Annotated in this window: 18 protein-coding genes; 17 read left to right on the top strand and 1 reads right to left on the bottom strand. The window is 61.4% G+C overall.

The genetic code is table 11. The features are described 5' to 3' along the window. The first annotated feature begins 181 nt into the window (after positions 1–181). From FS819_RS03735 to FS819_RS03750, 4 genes are read left to right on the top strand one after another with little or no spacing between them, the layout of a single operon-like run. Positions 182–751 carry a head-tail connector protein gene (locus FS819_RS03735; RefSeq protein WP_156550533.1) on the top strand — a complete coding sequence of 190 codons (570 nt, stop codon included), beginning with the start codon at positions 182–184 and terminating at the stop codon, positions 749–751. Continuing rightward, the gene (locus tag FS819_RS03740) at positions 751–1,089 is read left to right on the top strand and encodes a phage head closure protein (protein ID WP_234624873.1); all 339 of its coding nucleotides are present in this window, start codon (positions 751–753) and stop codon (positions 1,087–1,089) included. The genes FS819_RS03735 and FS819_RS03740 overlap by 1 nt, the downstream gene beginning before the upstream one ends. After that, the gene (locus FS819_RS03745; RefSeq protein WP_060715971.1) at positions 1,086–1,268 is read left to right on the top strand and encodes a hypothetical protein; all 183 of its coding nucleotides are present in this window, start codon (positions 1,086–1,088) and stop codon (positions 1,266–1,268) included. Before FS819_RS03740 ends, FS819_RS03745 begins: the two co-directional genes overlap by 4 nt. Further along, positions 1,243–1,647, top strand: coding sequence for a DUF3168 domain-containing protein (locus FS819_RS03750; protein ID WP_156550534.1), 405 nt, complete (start codon positions 1,243–1,245; stop codon positions 1,645–1,647). The genes FS819_RS03745 and FS819_RS03750 overlap by 26 nt, the downstream gene beginning before the upstream one ends. On the opposite strand, the gene FS819_RS03755 is transcribed toward FS819_RS03750, so the two are convergent. Next, positions 1,637–2,881 carry an MFS transporter gene (locus tag FS819_RS03755; protein ID WP_156550535.1) on the bottom strand — a complete coding sequence of 415 codons (1,245 nt, stop codon included), beginning with the start codon at positions 2,879–2,881 and terminating at the stop codon, positions 1,637–1,639. The genes FS819_RS03750 and FS819_RS03755 overlap by 11 nt on opposite strands. Positions 2,882–3,232: 351 nt before the next feature. On the opposite strand from FS819_RS03755, the gene FS819_RS03760 reads away from it, so the two are divergent. From FS819_RS03760 to FS819_RS03820, 13 genes are all read left to right on the top strand, one after another. Beyond that, a complete protein-coding gene (locus FS819_RS03760; RefSeq protein WP_070149403.1) occupies positions 3,233–3,643 on the top strand; it encodes a phage major tail protein, TP901-1 family in 411 nt (136 codons plus the stop codon). 29 nt (positions 3,644–3,672) lie between these two features. Beyond that, positions 3,673–4,047: a gene transfer agent family protein gene (locus tag FS819_RS03765; RefSeq protein ID WP_234624874.1), complete on the top strand. Its 375-nt coding sequence runs from the start codon at positions 3,673–3,675 to the stop codon at positions 4,045–4,047. 59 nt (positions 4,048–4,106) lie between these two features. Continuing rightward, the gene (locus tag FS819_RS03770; RefSeq protein WP_498724292.1) at positions 4,107–4,292 is read left to right on the top strand and encodes a rcc01693 family protein; all 186 of its coding nucleotides are present in this window, start codon (positions 4,107–4,109) and stop codon (positions 4,290–4,292) included. A gap of 113 nt (positions 4,293–4,405) precedes the next feature. Next, entirely contained in the window at positions 4,406–5,005 is a 600-nt protein-coding gene (locus tag FS819_RS03775) for a phage tail tape measure protein (RefSeq protein ID WP_070167832.1), read from the top strand. 9 nt (positions 5,006–5,014) lie between these two features. Then, on the top strand, positions 5,015–5,650 hold the full coding sequence (locus FS819_RS03780) for a phage distal tail protein, Rcc01695 family (protein WP_156550538.1): 636 nt from the start codon (positions 5,015–5,017) through the stop codon (positions 5,648–5,650). After that, on the top strand, positions 5,647–6,537 hold the full coding sequence (locus FS819_RS03785) for a phage/gene transfer agent baseplate hub protein (protein WP_156550539.1): 891 nt from the start codon (positions 5,647–5,649) through the stop codon (positions 6,535–6,537). Before FS819_RS03780 ends, FS819_RS03785 begins: the two co-directional genes overlap by 4 nt. A 10-nt stretch (positions 6,538–6,547) precedes the next feature. After that, positions 6,548–6,982: an NlpC/P60 family protein gene (locus FS819_RS03790; protein ID WP_197434236.1), complete on the top strand. Its 435-nt coding sequence runs from the start codon at positions 6,548–6,550 to the stop codon at positions 6,980–6,982. A gap of 3 nt (positions 6,983–6,985) precedes the next feature. Next, positions 6,986–10,843, top strand: coding sequence for a baseplate multidomain protein megatron (locus FS819_RS03795; RefSeq protein WP_197434235.1), 3,858 nt, complete (start codon positions 6,986–6,988; stop codon positions 10,841–10,843). Between the two features lie 42 nt (positions 10,844–10,885). Then, a complete protein-coding gene (locus FS819_RS03800) occupies positions 10,886–11,125 on the top strand; it encodes a hypothetical protein (RefSeq protein WP_015915391.1) in 240 nt (79 codons plus the stop codon). A gap of 179 nt (positions 11,126–11,304) precedes the next feature. After that, positions 11,305–11,673 (top strand): hypothetical protein, encoded by a 369-nt coding sequence (locus FS819_RS03805; protein WP_156550541.1) that lies wholly within the window; start codon positions 11,305–11,307, stop codon positions 11,671–11,673. Between the two features lie 134 nt (positions 11,674–11,807). Beyond that, positions 11,808–12,482, top strand: coding sequence for a response regulator transcription factor (locus FS819_RS03810; RefSeq protein WP_060715959.1), 675 nt, complete (start codon positions 11,808–11,810; stop codon positions 12,480–12,482). Beyond that, a complete protein-coding gene (locus FS819_RS03815) occupies positions 12,483–13,898 on the top strand; it encodes an ATP-binding protein (RefSeq protein WP_234624875.1) in 1,416 nt (471 codons plus the stop codon). Positions 13,899–14,083: 185 nt separating this feature from the next. After that, positions 14,084–14,503, top strand: coding sequence for an RT0821/Lpp0805 family surface protein (locus tag FS819_RS03820; RefSeq protein ID WP_060715957.1), 420 nt, complete (start codon positions 14,084–14,086; stop codon positions 14,501–14,503). Positions 14,504–14,573 lie beyond the last annotated feature (70 nt).

Below are 14,573 nucleotides of genomic sequence, written 5' to 3' on the forward strand. Positions count from 1 at the left end.
ATTCTGCGCTTCCAGTGCTCACGTACTTGAGTACGCTGCGCGCCGGTTCTCGAATTCACCATTTTCGCCACGTCAGCAGGAATTCCTGCACGAGCTGTCGGCTGCGGCAGGAAGGGCGCTCCCGTAAACGGAGAGCGCCCTTTGTATTTTGGGCATTTCACCTTCCGGAGACCCCCAACACATGACCATCACCACCCTCACTCCGCCGCAAGCGGAGCCGCTGACCCTTGTCGATGTGAAGGCGCAGTTGAAGATTGATACCGATGATGAAGACGATCTTCTCTCCGGCCTGATCACCGCTGCCCGCCAGCATCTGGAGGCTGAGACAGGGCTTTGCCTGATGAGCCAATCGCTGCGGCTCTATCTGGATGACTGGCCGCAGAGCGAAGTGATTCAGCTTCCCAAAGGTCCGGTGCAAACCATTGATGCCGTGACGGTTTTTGATGAAAACGGCGATGAACTTCATGTTTCACTGAAAGATCATCTGCTGGATGGACAGGCGCGTCCAGCCCGCCTGTGGCTGCGCGACCGGCCCTTGCCGGGACGGCCGATCAACGGCATCGAGATCGACTTTACCGCAGGCTTCGGTGCTGCCGCCACCGATGTGCCGGATACGCTGCGCCGCGCGATGAGCCTGCATGTTGCGGCCATGCATGCGTTTCGTGGTGTAGTGGCGCTGGCCGATCAGCCTGCCGCCCTGCCGGTTGGTTACGAACGGCTGATCGCACCTTTTTCCCGCAGGGGCCTGTGATGGGTGCCTTCACCATGCCCGATCCGGGCCGGATGACGGCGCGCCTCACGCTGGAACAGCCAGTTAATGAGCCTGACGGTCAGGGCGGGGTGAGCCAGAACTGGCAGGCGATTGCCACGCTCTGGGCGCTGATCGAGCCGCAATCCTTCACCCGTGAAGAGCGCGGCGAAGCGGAAATCGCCACCATCAACCAGACGGTGACCATTCGTTTTCGCACCGATGTGGCGCGCGGCCATCGGCTGGTGAAGGGAACGCGCATTCTCGCGGTCCGGGCGCTGCGCGACCCGGATGAGACCAAGCGGTTTCTGCTGCTGGATTGTGAGGAGGAGGTGAGATGAGCCTGCAATTTTCAGCAAACGGGCAGCAGGGTGCGGTGACGGATTTTACCGCTGCGCTGCGGCGCAGGGTGGAAGAGGCCGCCAGCCGGGCGGCTGCCAAAAGGCAAAGCGCGAGCGAAGAGCCGAAGGGCGAGAAAATTGGAGAGACATCCGATGACCACGCACAGTCCGGTCAATGACCTGCTCACCGCAATGACGGCGGCGGCGCTCGCCGATACCGGCATTGCGGCGATCATCGGTGCCGATGGGATGAAGGATCGTCGGCTGCTGCGCTCGGCCCAACCTTACCTGATGGTGGGCGAGGTGACGGTCACGGATATCTCCACCGATGATGATGGGTTGGTTGAAGCGCTGGTCAGTTTGCAGGCCTGGTCGTCACTCAGTCGCCGCGAGGCGGAAAGCCTGGCGGCGATGGTGCGCGCCGTGTTGCAGGATGCGGCGCTGCCGCTGGTCGCTGCCCGGCTGATCGCGCTGCGCCATATCAAAACCGTCAGTCGCCGCGAGGCAAAGACCGGCCTTTATCTGGCCGAGTTGCAATTTCGCGCTGTTATCGCTTGATGGTTGACTGGCGCGAAAGCATGGCCAGAAAGATCAGTGCTGCCAGCACCAGAGCGCTGACGGCGAGGGTAAAGGTTAGAAGCAGCGGCAGGCCGCCGCGATCCAGCAGACCAGCGATCACCACCGGCGACAGCGCCTGGGAGATATTGCCGGGCAGTGCCAGTTTTGCTGAGATCCCGGCGTAGCGGCTGACGGAAAAAAAGCCGAGCGGCAACACGGTGCGCGAAATGGCCGACAGGCCGGAGCCGACGCCATAGGCACCGATAAACAGGCCGAGCATCCATACGGAGCCATGGCCGAATATCAGCGCGAGAAAGCCGATGACGATCAGGCCGGTGGCCACAAGGCCTGATGTGACGGGCGAGGCGCGTTTTCCGGCAATTGTATCGGCGGCACGGGCGGAAATGCCCAGCACCGAGCGCAGCGACCCCAGTTGCAGCGCCAGCGCCGGTGTGGCGCCAGCCTGTGTGAGCATTTCAATCAGCGATGACGAGACGCCGAAGGTGACGCTGCTGAAGCCGATGCTGATGATGGCAAGTGCGATCATCGCCCGCTTTTGTTGGAGTGCTGTCAGCGGCATTGGTTCGCGGTCGGCAGCGGCCTGCGCTGTTTGCGACCGGGTTTTGATGGGTGGCAGGGCGAAGCGATGCAAGGGAACGAGGATGAGAAGATGGCAGCCAGCGGCAAGCAGCAATGTATCGCGCCAGCCCAGCAGGCCAGTCAGCCAACTGAGCAGCGGCCAGAAAATGGCCGTCGACAGCCCGGTGAAAATCATCAGCAGGCCGATGACGCTTTTCGCCGACGAGCCTTCGCGCTCGACGACCGCCGTATAGCAGGCAACGCTCAGCGCCAAGGTGCCGGCAATACCGATGGTGAACCAGGCGGCAAAATAGGAAGCCATGCCTTGCGCCTGCGAGAGCAGTGCGAGGCCGAAAGCAAACACAACCGAACCCGCCGCCATCACCTTGGCGGCCCCGTGCCTTTCCAGCAGGCGGCCGCTGGCCGGTCCGGCAAAACCCATGATCAGCAGCATCACCGTGGCACCGAGAAAGCCGGTCTCGTTGCTGATGCCGATATCGGCGGCGATGGTGCGACCGAGAATGCCGAACAGGTCGAAACTCGTGCCCCAGCCGACAATCTGGCTGATGGATAGCACGGCCAGCAGCCGCAAGCGCGCCAGCGATGCGGCATTGTGGGGAACGGGACTGGGAGAATCGGCGGGGAGAGCGGACATGCAAGCAACCTAATCGGCAGATCAGCATAGTGCCGCATCTGTGTAAGTTTCAAGACACGGCTGTGTCTGGTCCAGACATTTACATCTGTTTGCAGCATCGGTGCGGACAACCTTTACTGTCTTTTTACGCGAGTTTTCGCGGTCACACTAGTTTTGGTGCTTCCCCTGCGGGCCTCTTGGTCTCCTTACCTTCGCCCTGGGTTTCTCTCTGAAAAAGGGACGGGCGGTCGTGCCGGCTTGGCCGGGTCCGCACGTGGGAGAGACCCCTGAAAACGGGGAGGGGGTGGATGTCGCCCTGGCGTGGTTGGCGGCCGGTTTGCGGATTTCTAGTTATTTTCAAGGAGATTTTTTATGGTGGCCCAGAGGGGTAAGGACCTGCTGCTGAAGATTATCAGCGGCAGCGATTATGTAACCGTTGCAGGACTGCGTTCACGCAAGCTGGCCTTCAATACCGAAACCGTCGATGTGACCGATGCCGACAGCGCCGGGCGCTGGCGTGAACTTTTGGCCGGTGCCGGTGCCAAACGCGCCTCGCTATCGGGGGCCGGGCTGTTCAAGGACCAGTCCTCCGATGAACTGGTCCGGGCGGCGTTTTTTGCCGGTTCGGTGTTGAGTTGGCAGGTGGTGATCCCGGCTTTTGGCACAGTGACCGGCCTGTTTCAGGTGACGGCGCTGGACTATTCCGGCGAGCATGACGGCGAGTTGAAATTCGACATCGCGCTGGAATCGGCAGGGGCTATTGCCTTTGAGGTGACGGCATGAACGGGGGGACCATGAAAGGAGGGACGGGCATGCGCGCCAACCGCAGGCGCGGCGAAGTGGAAGCGGTGATCGATGGCGAACGGCGGATTCTGTGCCTGACGCTGAGCGCGCTGGCCGAACTGGAAACGGCCTTTGCCGCCGACAGTCTGGCGGATCTTGCCCTGCGGTTTTCCAGTGGCAAGCTTTCCAGCCGCGATCTGATCCGCATTCTGGCCGTCGGGTTGCGGGGTGGCGGCAATTGCTGCGCCGATGAGGATGTCGCCGACATGTGCGTCGAGGGCGGGCTTGCCGCCTGCATCGCCATCGTCCGCGAGTTGCTGCTCGTGACGTTTGGAACGTCCGATCAGTCCGCCTCAGCCGGGCAGGCCGCTTCGATAGGGGAAGGTGATCTCGCCCGCCCTTGAGGGCCGCAGCGGGTCGATCCGACACGGTAAAGCCGCCTCCCTTTCCATGGGAGGCGGTGATGCATGCCGGATTTCACCTGCTGCGGCTGACCCCGCAGGCCTTCTGGGCGCTGACCCCACGCGAATTCGCCGCCATGAGTGGGGCGTTTCGTCCCGTCGCCACCGCCCGCACTGAGCTTGCCCGTGCCGATCTGGAGGCGCTGATGGCCCGCTATCCTGACCATGCTTTCCTGACCGCAACATAGAGTTTGTCAGGGAAAAGTGGAATCCGGTTTTCCCGAAAAGACAAACTCAAACAAAGGAATCGAGAGTCTGTCTGGTTCAATCTGAACCTGACAGACTCTAGAAGAGGTAGACCATGGCCGATGACGAAACCCTGTCCTTCGGGATCGATCTCGATGCTTCCGGGGCGACCAAGACCCTCGACGATCTGGAAAGCCGCTCGAAAAGCTTTGGCAGCGCGCTGACATCAGCGTTGAAATCCGCCACGAGCGGCGGTGGCGATCTGGAAGACACGCTGAAATCGCTGGCGAGCCAATTGTCCAGCATTACCCTGTCATCCGGGCTGCAACCGCTGCAAAGCAGTCTGTCGTCGCTGGCCTCCAGCGCCACATCCAGCCTTTCATCGGGGATCAGCTCGCTGTTTGCCTTCGAGAAGGGCGGCGTGCCCGGCTCGATCACGCCTTTTGCGTCCGGTGGGGTGGTGTCCAGCCCCACCTATTTCGGCATGGATGGCGGCAATACCGGGCTGATGGGCGAGGCGGGCAGCGAGGCGATCCTGCCGCTGAAACGCGGCTCGGATGGGTCGCTGGGGGTTGCCACCCAGGGCGGTGGTTCCTCCGGCACGCAGGTCAATGTCAACGTCACCACCCAGGATGCGTCGAGCTTCACCAAGAGCCAGTCGCAGATTTCCAGCCTGCTGGCGCGTTCCGTCAAGCGCGGTCAGCGCAATTTGTGAGGTGAAACCATGGCAACCGCCTTTCACGAGGTGCGCTTTCCGCTGCGCGTGTCGCTTTCGACCAGCGGCGGGCCGGTGCGGCGCACGGATATTGTCAACCTGTCGAATGGGCGCGAAGTGCGCAACCAGCGCTGGGCCAATTCGCGCCGAAGTTATGATGCCGGATCGGGGGTGAAATCGCTTGCCGATCTCTACACGATCCTGGAGTTTTTCGAGGCTCGTGGCGGCCAGATGGCGGGGTTCCGGTTTCGCGATCCGCTGGATGCCAATTCCGCCGGGCCGGGCCGGGCGGTGAGTGCTGAAGACCAGAAGATCGGCATCGGCGATGGTGTCACAGCCAGCTTCCAACTGGTCAAGACCTATGGCGATGCCGGTGGCGGCTGGAACCGCACCATTGCCAAGCCGGTCGATGGCACCGTGCTGATCTCGGTGGATGGCGTGCCGGTCAATGGGTTCAACTGCGATAGCACCACCGGGCTGGTGTCCTTCAATCAGGATTTTATTCCTGTATCCGGTGCCGTTATCCGGGCGGGCTTCCAATTCGATGTGCCGGTGCGTTTTGACACGGACCGGATCGAGATCAATCTCGAAGCCTTCAATGCTGGCAGCATTCCCTCCATTTCGCTGACGGAGATCCTTCCATGAGGACAATCGATGCCGCTTTGGCGCGCCATCTGGCGGGCGACGCCACGACGCTCTGCACCTGCTGGCGCGTCACCCGCAGCGATGGGCTGGTGTTGGGCTTTACCGATCATGACCGGGATCTGACCCTGCGCGGCACGCTGTTTCATGCCGCCAGCGGTTTTTCCGCCAGCGATGGTGAGGCGGAAAACACCTTGTCGGCTCCGACCTCCGAAGTTGCCGGTGGTTTTTCCAGCGAGGTGATTACCGAAGCCGATCTGATTGCCGGGCGCTATGATGGGGCGCGCATCGAGGTCTACCGTGTCAACTGGCAGGTGCCGGACCAGCATGTTCTGCTCAAGGTACAGGATGTTGGCGAGGTCAAGCGTCAGACGGGGCAGTTTACCGCCGAATTGCGCAGCTTTGCCGCCAAGCTTTCCCAGGACCAAGGCCGCACACTGGGCCGCCGCTGCGATGCCAGCCTGGGCGATAATCGCTGCGGTATCGATTTGAATATTGAGGGCCGCACCGTCAGCGCTGTGTTGGTGGCGATGGCGGCGTCCGACCGGCTCATCGTTTCGGGGCTGGATGCCTATGGCGACGACCATTTCCGCTATGGCCGGATCACCGTCACATCAGGGGCTGAGACCGGCCTGACCGCCGAGATTGAAACCAGCCGCCCCGGAGAGGACGGCACGGAGCTGACACTGTGGCTGCCCTTGGAAGTAACATTGTCACCGGGCGATGCACTGAGCATCACTATCGGCTGCGACAAACGCTTCGCCACCTGCCGCGACAGCTTCGCCAACGCCGCCAACTTCCGGGGCTTCCCGCATATGCCCGGCAGCGATTTCGCCTATTCCTATGTCAGCGGCCAAACGACCCATGACGGGTCGGTGCTGTTTGAGTGAGGAGGATTGTATGTCCTCCATCAACACCCATGTCCTCACCCTTGCCGAGGGCTGGATTGGCACGCCCTATCGCCATCAGGCCTCCACCAAGGGGGTTGGCTGCGATTGTCTCGGCCTGGTCCGAGGCATCTGGCGGGAGCTTTATGGGCAGGAGCCGGAGGTAACGCCTGCTTATGCGCCTGATTGGGCCGAGCGGTCGGGAGAGGATCGGTTGATCGAGGCGGCGGGGCGGCATTTCACCTTGATCGCCAGCCTTGGCGAGGCCTTGCCCGGCGATCTCCTGGTCTTCCGGTTTCGCGCCCATTACGCCGCCAAGCATTTGGGGCTTTTGGCGGCGGACCAGCATTTCATTCACGCCTATGAGCAGGCCGCGGTGGTTCGCTCCGCCCTGGTGCCCGCCTGGCGGCGGCGTGTCGCGGGCGTCTATCGTTTTCCGGAGAAGTGATCGATGGCAACTCTTGTTTTCCAGGCAGCCGGTGCGGCCATCGGCAGCATATTCGGGCCTGTTGGCACCATGCTGGGCCGCGCCGTGGGGTCACTGGCTGGCAATATGGTCGATCAGGCGCTGATCAACGGCAGTTCCACCACGACAGGCTCGCATCTGTCGTCGGCGCGGATCGGTGGGGCCAGCGAAGGCACGGCGCTGAACCGGGCCTATGGCACGGTGCGCATTGGCGGCACGCTGATCTGGGCGACGCGGTTTGAGGAAAAGACCACCACCGAAACCTCCGGCAGTAAATCCACCGGCAGCAAGACCAAGAGTTATGATTATTACGGAAATCTGGCGCTGGCTTTGTGCGAAGGCCCTGTGGCGGCCGTTCGCCGGGTCTGGGCCGATGGCGAGGAAGTGGATCTGACTGAGGTCGAGATGCGCTTTTATCCTGGCAGTGAGGATCAGGGCGTCGATCCGCTGATTGCCGCCAAACAGGGCGAGGGCAATGCGCCCGCCTATCGCGGCGTCGCCTATGTCGTATTCGAGCGCCTGCCGCTCGACGATTACGGCAACCGTCTTCCCGTGCTGCAATTCGAGGTGATCCGCCCACTGGGCGCACTGGAAAACCAGGTCAGGGCTGTCACCATCATTCCCGGCGCCACCGAACATGGCTATGCCACAAAAGCCATTACCGAGGAAACCGGCGATGGCGAAGAGCGGATCATCAACCGCAATACGCTGGTGGCCGCCACCGATTGGCAGGCCTCGCTGGATGAGTTGCAGGCGGTGTGTCCCAATCTCGTCCGTGCAGCCCTGGTGGTCAGCTGGTTCGGTACCGATCTGCGGGCCGATCAATGCGCCATCGTGCCGGGTGTCGAAGTGGCGAGGCGTGACGAGGAGAGCCGCGCCTGGAGTGTTGCAGGCATCGGGCGCTCACAGGCCCGGCTGGTCAGCCAGAGCGGCGGCGGCCCGGCCTATGGCGGCACGCCCAGTGACAAAAGCGTGATTGAGGCGATCAAGGATCTCAACAGCCGGGGCATTGCCACCTGCCTCTATCCCTTCGTGATGATGGATATTCCCTCCGGTAACGGCTTGGCCGATCCTTATGGCGGGACAGAACAGGCGGCCTATCCCTGGCGTGGTCGCATCACCTGTTCACCGGCCCCTGGTCTTGCCGGTTCGCCTGACGGCACGGACGCGGTGGACGGCATTATCGAGGCCTTCATGGGCAAGACCACAGTCGATGATTTCTTCGTGCTCGGCACAACGATCCTTTATACCGGCAACAATAACGGTCGCGATAGCGGCTATCGGCGGCTGGTGCTGCATTCTGCGTTGCTGGCCAAGGCGGCGGGTGGGGTGGATAGTTTCGTGATCGGCTCGGAACTGAAGGGCCTGACGACCCTGCGCGGTGCGGGCAACAGTTTTCCCTTCGTCACCGCCTTGATGCGGTTGGCAGAGGATGTGCGCGCCATTCTGGGGAGCCAGACCAAGCTGACTTACGGCGCCGATTGGAGCGAATATTTCGGCTATCATCCTGGCGATGGGTCTGGTGATGTGTTCTTCCATCTCGATCCGCTCTGGGCCAGCGCGACCATCGATGCGGTTGGCATCGACAATTACATGCCGCTGTCGGACTGGAATGACGCGGATTTCACTGCTGATAATCCTGACGGGTTTATCATTGCCGATGACCGTGCCGCCATGCAGGCGCAGATTGCCGCCGGGGAGGGTTATGACTGGTATTATCCAGACCTTGTCGCCCGTAAGAAACGCGAGCGTGCCGCCATTACCGATGGGCTGGCGGGCAAGCCCTGGGTCTATCGCTATAAGGATATTCAATCCTGGTGGGAAAACCACCACTATGACCGGGTCGGCGGTGTTGAGCTTTCTACGCCCAGCGCCTGGGTGCCGAAGCAAAAGCCGATCTGGTTTAGCGAACTGGGTTGCCCGGCGGTAGAGCGTGGTGCCAACCAGCCGAACGTGTTTCCCGATCCGAAATCCTCGGAAAATGCGCTTCCCTATTTTTCCTCCGGCATGCGCTCGGATGCCATGCAGCGGCGGTTTCTTGAAGCGCATCTGAGCTATTGGCAGGGAGAGTCGGCACCATCAGGCATGGTCGATGCCGACCATATCTTTCTCTGGACCTGGGACAGCCGGCCCTTTCCGGCCTTTCCCTATGATACCGATCTGTTTGCCGATGGCGACAATTGGCGCAGCGGCCATTGGCTGAACGGTAGGCTGGGCGGCGGCACGCTGGCCGAGGTGATCGCCGCGATATTGGAAGATTGCGGCTTTACCGATTACGATGTGTCTGCTGTCACCGGCGATCTCTCGGGCTATGTGCAGGGCGATATATCCTCGGCCCGCAGCCTGATCGAGCCTCTGACCGAGGCCTTCTTGATCGACGTGATCGAGGACGGTGCCGTGCTGCGGTTCCGCTCACGCCAGGCCGCCAGCCTGCAGGCCGTCGAGACCCGGGTTTTCGTCGATACCGAAGATGAGCCGTTCTGGACCGAGACCCGGGGCGATAGCACCGATTATGCTGGGCAGGCCGTATTGGATTTTTACGACCCCGCCAATGATTACGAAGATGCCAGTGTCCGCTCGCGCCGCGTGGTGGGGACCTCGGCCAAGCTTTTATCCAGCGATCTGCCTGCGGTGCTGGATGAGGCGAGCGCTTTGGCCGTGGTTGAAACGCAATTGCGCGATCACCGGATCGGGCGGCGCAGCCTGACCCTGTCGCTGTCGCCCTCGCAGCTGGCGCTTCAGCCCGGTGACGTGCTGACCTTGCCGGAAGGGCCATCCGGCCGGTTCCTGATCACCCGGATCGAAGACAGCAGCACGCTGTCGTTGGAACTGACCGAAGTGGCAGCGCCGGTGTCCAGTGCGATCACGGTTGCCAGCAGCGGGCGGGTGCAGAGCGGGCGGGCCTCGGACGGGTTTGCGCCGCTGTGGCGGCTGATGGACCTGCCACGCCTTGACGATGGCGAGGACGGCAGTTTTGCGCGCGCGGCTGCCTATGCCAGCCCTTGGCGCAAGATCGTACTGTCGTCATCCGCCGAGACCGAGAACTATGCGACCCGTGTCGTGGTGGATGGCCCAGCAACCCTCGGCAGCCTGTCATCGGCATTGGCTGCGGGTGTGTCGGGCCGGTTCGATAAGGCCAATCGTCTGACCGTTACTCTGTCGCATGGCAGCTTTTCCTCTGGTTCGCGGCTGTCGGTGCTGAATGGCGATAACCGCCTTGCGATCAAGGCCGCCAATGATGTCTGGGAGGTGATTGGCTTTCTGACGGCGGAGGAGGTGGAAAGTGGCGTCTGGCAATTGTCCGGCCTGTTGCGCGGTCTCTATGGCACGGAGGATGCGATGGCGGCGGGCGCGGTCTCGGGCGCGCAGGTGGTTCTGCTCAACAACGCGGTGACTGCGCTTGACCTTGCCGATAGCGAAATCGGCCTGACGCTGAACTGGATCGCCGAGGCCGCAGGCACCAGCCTTGCGGCCAAGGGGCCGGTTAGCTTTTCCGGTGGCGTGCGGGCGTTGACGCCGCTTTCCCCGGTGCATCTGCGCGCCAGCCGGGGGGCAAGCGGCGATATTGCGCTGACCTGGGTCCGGCGTGGCCGCACCGATGCCGATAATTGGACACCATCCGATATTCCGCTCGATGAAGAAAGCGAACGCTACCAACTCGACATTCTCGACACGGGGAAAGCGACGTTGCGCAGCGTAACCTTGACGTCTGCGTCCTACACCTACAGCGCCGAGTTGCAGGCCACAGACTTTGGCGTGGCACCCTCGACGCTTTCCATCCGGGTCCGCCAGATTGGCCGCCATGCCAGCGGCATCGCGGCTGAAGCACAGTTCATTTTCTGATCTTCAACCCGAAAATCTCCACCGAAAACAAGGGAAATCGACATGAATGATGGCAAACCATGGTATCTGTCCAAGACTGTCTGGGGTGCGCTGGTCGCTATCCTGGCGTCCGGCCTGCAACTTGGCGGGTTCGAGCTTGGTGTTCTGGAACAGGGTCAGTTGACCGATGGACTGGTGGCGCTGGCCGGATCGGTGGGCGGGCTCGTTGCGCTCTATGGCCGGCTGGTGGCAAGCCACGCCATCGTCCCCCAGGCGAACCGGCCGCCCCCGGAAAAACCCTGAACGGCAATGGATATCGCATTCAATCTGCCAATAATCTCATAAATTGAAATGCTTGCCCTGTCGCAGATCTGTCATGCAGATCGTGCCACAGGCCAAGATTACCATGCATTCATTTGCCATTCAGCCGCTCTTCGGTAACACTGACACCACGATAACCGAATGCGGCAGAGTGGCAGTTTATGACATCCAAATCGATCATAGGCAGTATCGCAGCCGGGCTTATTGCCTGGACGGTACCGGCGACCGTAGCGCCGGTACCCGATGCTGTCCCTATGTCGCAGATGGTGTCTGGCTCCAGCGGGTCTTCTTCACCTGTCATCGTCCAGGCGCAGAACCAGAATCAGAACAGTGACAATTCCGACAGTAACGACAGCAAATCCAATGGCAGGGTCGATTGCCGTTCGGCGGCGCTCAGAGCCGTTGAGCAGGCGGGCGGGCAATTGCTCTCGGTACGGCTGTCGGGCGGCCAATGCGTGATCACCATTCTCGTGCCAGGCACCGGCGACAATGCAAGGCCCCGCAAGATGACGGTCCAGGTGTCCCGCTGAGGCTGGTTTTGGTGTGTGGAGTAGTGTAAGGCTTTCTATATGTTGGATATTTTTTTCTTGCGCGGCCTGGTTTTCCGGACCTGCACGCAAGATCGCCCGGCTGGCGCCAGCATGGCAAAACGGAGAAGTGAAGAATGCGCATTCTCGTCGTCGAGGACGATGTCAATCTGAACCGCCAGCTGGTCGAGGCGCTTCAGGAGGCAGGTTATGTAGTAGACCAGGCCATGGATGGCGAGGAAGGTCATTATCTCGGTGATACCGAGCCTTATGACGCCGTGATCCTCGATATCGGTCTGCCGACCATGGACGGCATTACCGTTCTGGAAAAATGGCGCTCCGCCGGACGTGTTATGCCGGTGCTGATCCTAACCGCCCGCGACCGCTGGAGCGACAAGGTGTCTGGTATCGATGCCGGTGCCGACGACTATGTCACCAAGCCTTTCCATGTCGAAGAGGTGCTGGCGCGCATCCGGGCGCTGATTCGCCGCGCCGCCGGCCATGCCTCATCGGAAATCGCCTGCGGGCCGGTGCGGCTCGACACCAAGAGTTCCAAGGTCACTGTTTCGGGCAAGGCGCTGAAACTGACCTCGCATGAGTTCCGGCTGCTGTCCTATCTCATGCATCACATGGGGGAAGTCGTGTCGCGCACCGAACTGGTCGAGCATATGTATGATCAGGATTTCGACCGCGATTCCAACACGATCGAAGTGTTTGTCGGGCGGCTGCGCAAGAAGATCGGTCTGGACATGATCGAGACCGTGCGCGGGCTGGGCTACCGGATCAAAGCGCCTGACAGCGTCGAGGGCTAGGTGTTCCGGGTCAACTCTCTCACCCTTCGCGTTCTGCTGTCTGCCACTCTCTGGTACATCATCGCGCTGGTGACGATGGCCGTGGTGATTTCGGCGCTGTATCGGCAAGGGGCAGAGCGCTCCTTCAACGATCTGTTGCGCGCCCAGCTCTATAATGTCGTCAATTCCGTCACGGTTGGAGATGGTGAAAGCCTGTCCGGCAGTCCGGCGCTGGGCGATCTCCGGTTTTCGCAGCCCGGAACCGGCTGGTACTGGCTGGTCGAGCCGCTCGGCTCCTTCAATGCCGCGCCGCTGGCCTCCACATCGCTGGGGCTGACCAATCTGCCGGTGCCAAGCTTCGAGGAAAGCCCGTTCGACCAGAATTACGAGCGGTTTTACGGCATGACCGATAGTTTCGGCAACCGGCTGCGGATTGCCGAAACTGAAGTTATCCTCGACGAATCCGGCCGGGCGGCGCGGTTCCGGGTGTCGGGCAATCTGAAAGTGGTGGAAGACGAAATCACCGGATTTTCCCACCGGCTTTACGCCGTTCTGGCGATGTTCGGGGTTGGCGGCCTGCTGGTCAATGCCGTCACCATTATCTTCGGGCTAAAACCTCTGGATCGGGCGCGCCGGGCGCTGGAGCGGATCAGGGGCGGCGAGGCAGAGCGGATCGAAGGCGAATTCCCGCGTGAGATCGAGCCGCTGGCCAATGAAATCAACGCCCTGATCGACAGCAACCACCGTATTGTCGAGCGCGCCCGCATGCAGGTCGGCAATCTCGCCCATTCGCTGAAAACCCCGATTGCCGTGCTTCTCAACGAGGCGCGCGTCCTTGATCCACCGCATGGCGAGGTCATCAAGGCCCAGGCATCCGCCATGCAGAACCAGGTCGGCACCTATCTCAACCGCGCCCGCATCGCGGCCCAGCGCGAATCGGTGCTGTCGCGCGCCGAGGTGGAGCCGGTTCTGGAGCGTCTGGTGCGGGTGATGCGCAAGCTTAATCCCGATAAGCAATTCGAGGTTCAACTGGAGAGCCAAGCCTCGGGGCAAGGTCTGGTTCTGGCGATGGAAAGTCAGGATCTCGAGGAAATCCTCGGCAATCTGCTGGAAAATGCTGCCCGTCACGCACAAACCACTGTGACGGTGACGGCCCGGATCGCGCCGGTCGGCGAGGTCGGGCTAGATCCGGGTCGTAGGGCCTGGCTGGAAATCATCGTCGAGGATGACGGTCCGGGTCTTGACCCCGACCAGATCGGCGAGGCGTTAAAGCGCGGTCGCCGCCTGGATGAAAGCAAGCCCGGCACTGGGCTCGGACTGTCGATTGTCAAGGAAATAACCTCGGAATATCAAGGCAAGCTTGGCCTGTCGCGCGGCGTCAATGGTGGACTGCTGGCGCGGCTGGTTCTGCCTGCCCTGTCACGGGATGGAGCATGATCTGGCATGGGTGCTGGTGCTTTATGCAGGGCAGGATTGTACTGTTTTCCTGACAAACTCCAGACAGCGGATCAAAATGGCGGCTTGCAAAGTGAGGCAGTGTCGGGCTTATCATGAGATACTACAGCAACGCACGGTTTGACCGTGCAAATTGTCATGAGAAACAGAATTTGGAATTGCAGGCCATGAGGAAGATCAGCACCGGTTTTGCATTTGCCCTGCTGGGCTGCGCCCTGGCACTGACCTCCTGCAAGACGACCGGTGGCAGCACCGGCCTGCTTGCCAAATCCACCACCTCAAGCTCGCTCTATCTCAACGCACTTCAGGGCGGCATTGTGTCGCGGACCGGTGCGGAACTGGACAACAGCCAGAAGCAGCGGGCGCTGGCGGCCGAATATCAGGCCCTGGAAGTGGCCCCCGGCGGCCAGACCGTGACATGGCGCGATGACGATGTTTCCGGCGAAGTGGTGGCCGCAGCCCCTTATCAGGTCGGCAATCAGAACTGCCGCCAATATCGCCACAAGGTGACGGTCGATGGCAAGACGGTGGAGGCACGCGGCGTTGCCTGCCGCAATGAAGACGGGACATGGACGCCTCTGACCTGAATCACATCTGCGCGGGTCAGTCCGGCTTGCCCTTGACTTAAGTCAAGGCTGATGGAAGGTCGGTTGTTTA

The organism is Allorhizobium sp. Av2 (assembly GCF_021462805.2).
Classification (GTDB): Bacteria; Pseudomonadota; Alphaproteobacteria; order Rhizobiales; family Rhizobiaceae; genus Allorhizobium; species Allorhizobium vitis_G.